This window comes from Paenibacillus sp. ALE3, from assembly GCF_054113405.1.
Genome location: NZ_CM134214.1, coordinates 2,395,162 through 2,397,954 on the forward strand (window position 1 = coordinate 2,395,162; position 2,793 = coordinate 2,397,954).

Genomic DNA, 2,793 nt, shown 5'->3' on the forward strand with positions numbered 1-2,793 from the left:
ACACCTCCAAGAATAATTTCAAATATGAATAAAGTTGTGGAATGCGGTTTCCAGCAACGTGATACAGTCTGCCAAAAACCAATTAATAGAGCTTGCCTGGACATTTCACCCGCCGATTGCGCTCGCTTGGAATAACAGGCGGATCTCTCGATTTTACAAAAGGTCCAGAACAACTACTGTTTCGACGAGCGATCATAACGAAAATTCAATGAAATCCACGTAGGCATCCCAAGTGCCGTCATCGCTCGTCAAGGTGAGTTTGACCTCCTGATCTCCGATAGCGTGAGTAATATTGGACAAGGTTTTGACAGTCGGCGTTTTGCCTGTGAAATTGAAGGAACCTACAGTTGTTCCTCCAATAACCAAGTCCACCTTGGCCGTACCAGCATTGCTTGAAGCCCCCCGCACTGAGATATTATGCGTAGGGTTGGCAAAATACTGTGAATATGAAGTGTAGTCAGCATTGGCATACAAGGCGACTCCGTCAAACGGTGCACTGATCTTGCCTGCATGAGTGCTGCCAATATTCATATTCTCGGCTTCAACCTTTGTTACCGTATTTTCCCCCGTGTTGGGAGTGAATTGCCAGGCATCCAAATTCAACAGATTACCGTTACTTGACCCGGTAAACACCAGATAAACGTTGTGAACTCCTGTTGCATTATTGATCGTGGTCTCTACTTCTCTCCAGGTTTGCATACCTCCAGTTGATGGCACTTTCAAGGAACCGACTAGAGGACCTGTTTCACTGTCAAGCCGTACTTCAATATTGCCACCGACATTTGTGGCCACATTAGCTTTGAGCGTCTTCGCTCCGGTAGAGCCAAAATTAGCCTTTCCAACAGCGATCCAGTCCCCATTATGGATGTTGGTCACATTCAGATTGCCAATCGGGCCGCCGCTGGCTTGCGTGGGTTCGGTCGCAATGCCTGCTTGCCAGGCAATGGTCTCCGCTTCAACTCTGGTATACGGGTTCATATTGGATAGCTGCGCGATTCCTGTCATATTCCCTTGCACCTCAGAGATGCTTCCGTCCTCCTTGTGCACCAGCTTATTAATATGCGGAGAGCGATAGCCTTTTCCATCTCCAATTTGAGCTTTGCTGACCGTTTGGGCATGGTATACGACATACCATTCATTCTTGAAATTAAATACAGCATGGTGGTTGTTGCCGCCAACGCCGAAGAACGTATACGGATTTTTCAGGAAATGACCTTTATAAGTGAAGGGACCCATCGGGTTGTCGCTAACCATATAGCCGATTTCACCAGCAGGGTACTGTGGAGGGTGTGTTCCGGCAAAGTTGATACAGTACGAATAGTAGTATTTGCCGTTGTACTTATGAATACCGGAATCTTCAAACAGGTAAGGAGCATCTATAGTGGTGGCACTTCCAATAACGCTTGTCATATCTGCGCCTAATTTGATGACTCTGGCGGTTTTCGGATTTGCAATGGAAGCCGGATCGGATTCATTAGGAATTCCGCCACCGCTATACAGGTATCCCGTGCCATCATTATCTACTAGTACAGCCGGGTCAAAAAGCCAAGTCACGCCAGCCATCCCAGGTGTACTATGTGTCACAAGTGCTTTGCCAAGGGGATCTGTCCAAGGTCCGATAGGCGTGTCCGCTGTCAGGACACCAATACCTGCTCCCCCATTGGCGAAATATAAAAAGAACTTGTCTCTGCCATTTATTTTTTTATGCGCAACTGCTGGAGCCCAGGAGTTAGAGGCCCATTTGGCAATGCCTCTTCCACCGTTTTTGTTGTTGGCACCTGCGACTGGTATCGTTCCGTGATCCGTCCAGTTCACCATGTCTGTGGAGGATATGACCTGGATACGATCCAGCCTACTAAAGTCGTTCTCTTTAATCGATCCATCCTTGTTATACACGTACGTATCACTTGACATGTAAATATACACTCTTCCATCATATACCAATGAATACGGGTCAGCTCCCAATTTGTGATCCATTAGAGGGTTGGAATTTCCAGGTAGTTTAGCCAGTGGTCGATTGGCAGCATCTACATTTAGCATGGGAAAGACACTCAGCAATAAAGCGAAGGAAAGAAATAAAACTAGACATTTTCTAATCATAACATAACCTCCGTTTTTTATATGGTCTAAAGCCGAGCTATCCGTAAATATATCAAATTTATGGATATGCTCAGACCTTTACCCGTAAGGAGAATGACGTGAAGAATGGTAAGAGATAGAATTGCTTTGAAATCGCTTACAAAGTATTGTTTGGAAACATTCTACAAGAGGAGTCACTAAATACTTATCTCTGTCCTTATGATGTCAGTATTAATTTAATAAAATATAGAAATATAAAAATTTGAGTATTAATATGTAATTGGATATAGAATAATGGATTTATTTGGGATAATCATACCATACTCTATCAAATATAACAATATCATTCTAATTTAAAAAGAGCACACCAAAAGGGATGTAACCTTGAATTTGATTGTAGCCGGGCAAATTAAAGGCAGACTATCTGGTAGGATTAGTGAGCAAAAGCTCTTCTGCCCTACTTGGCTTGATTTTGTTCATATTAAGAGAAATTGCAGCACCGGTAAACAGAATTGTGGTGGGCAATCTGCAATTTACATGGGGTTGGTTATTGCATAAGGTCCTTAGGGTTTTATCATTTATAAATAGTCCAGATCACAAGCCTGGATCGTTGTAATATTAGAAAAAAATACTTAGCAGGCAAGGACAATCGGACGGAGCCGCTGCCCTTGCCTGCTAAGTGAAATCATTTTTTTTAGAAAAATGAAAACTAAT

1 protein-coding gene is annotated in these 2,793 nt (G+C 43.5%); it reads right to left on the reverse strand.

From position 1 onward, the window contains the following. Positions 1-192 precede the first annotated feature (192 nt). Entirely contained in the window at positions 193-2,100 is a 1,908-nt protein-coding gene (locus tag ACXHJ2_RS10670; RefSeq protein WP_165084610.1) for a carbohydrate-binding protein, read from the reverse strand. Positions 2,101-2,793 lie beyond the last annotated feature (693 nt).

Excerpts from the sequence above, each read along its gene's own strand:
- ACXHJ2_RS10670 (WP_165084610.1), bottom strand. The coding sequence starts at position 2,100 with ATGATTAGAAAATGTCTAGTTTTATTTCTTTCCTTCGCTTTATTGCTG.